Origin of the sequence: Capnocytophaga periodontitidis, assembly GCF_016126015.1 — a bacterium.
In the GTDB taxonomy this organism is placed as follows: Bacteria; Bacteroidota; Bacteroidia; order Flavobacteriales; family Flavobacteriaceae; genus Capnocytophaga; species Capnocytophaga periodontitidis.
The window spans coordinates 1-1,093 of record NZ_JAEFDB010000038.1; the positions used below are offsets into that span (position 1 = coordinate 1).

General features: G+C 31.7%; 2 protein-coding genes. One reads left to right on the forward strand and one right to left on the reverse strand.

The window, feature by feature from the left end:
* Positions 1-547, forward strand: a 547-nt coding sequence (locus tag I7X29_RS15180) for a restriction endonuclease subunit S (protein ID WP_198475874.1), incomplete at its 5' end; no start/stop codon positions are given.
* Here I7X29_RS15180 and I7X29_RS15185 read toward each other — a convergent pair.
* The coding region (locus tag I7X29_RS15185; RefSeq protein ID WP_198475877.1) for a restriction endonuclease subunit S at positions 544-1,093 on the reverse strand (550 nt) is incomplete at its 5' end. The genes I7X29_RS15180 and I7X29_RS15185 overlap by 4 nt on opposite strands.

The following is a 1,093-nucleotide window of genomic DNA, read 5'->3' on the forward strand; positions in this document are numbered from 1 at the left end:
CAAAAATGTTATCTGTATAGAAGAGGAAATACCTTTTGAAATACCTAAAAATTGGAGGTGGGTAAGAATGGGGCAGATAGGAGATTGGGGAGCTGGGTCAACTCCTTCTCGTAGTAATCCTAATTATTACAATGGAAAAATATTATGGTTAAAAACAGGAGAATTAAATAATGGAATTGTTTTTGATACCGAAGAAAAAATTACAGAAAAAGCTTTTCAAGAATGCTCTTTACGTATAAATAAAGTAGATAATGTACTTATAGCAATGTATGGAGCTACAATTGGTAAATTAGCAATAGCAGGCAAAGAACTCACTACTAATCAAGCTTGTTGTGGATGTTCTCCCTATCTAATAAATAATTGGTATCTTTTTTATTTTTTAATGGCAAGTAGAGAACAATTCATAAAGAGAGGAGAAGGAGGTGCTCAACCAAATATATCTCGCGTTAAATTAGTCGAACATCTAATTCCTCTTCCACCCCTATCTGAACAGCAAAGAATAGTAAATACCATTCAAAATATTTTTCGTTGTATAGAAAAGAATTAGTTTTCTATACAACGAAAAATAGCATCAATAGATTCTACAATACGTTGTTGTTCAGCAAGTGGAGGTAAAGGAATGAGAAAATTATTAAGACTACTTTGGGTAAGCTGATTTATTGTTGTTGTACCACTAACGTTTTTTAGTTGAGAGAAAAAACAGTTTGATTGTAAAAAAAGGTACATATATTTATAAAAAGGTGTTTTGCAAATAGCCATAAAAGCTCCAAAAGTTGTAGGTTCTACAATTTTTTCAATAAGAGCTGACTTTCCCACAAGTTTTTGACTTCCATTTCTCGCACAAATTATTATATCATTTTCTTTTACCAAGAGTTTATCTGGAATTTCTTTTGACACTCGAACTATATCTTGTAATACTGTTTTTCCATCTTTAATATTAGACGAACGCAGCACAATTACTCCTTCTTTTTTTATTTCTTCAGGTCTGTATGTAAGTCCTATATAAGACTGCGAAATATTGCTCACTCTACACCACCTCCAATTTTTAGGTATCTCAAAAGGTATTTCCTCGTCTATACAGGTAACATTTTTC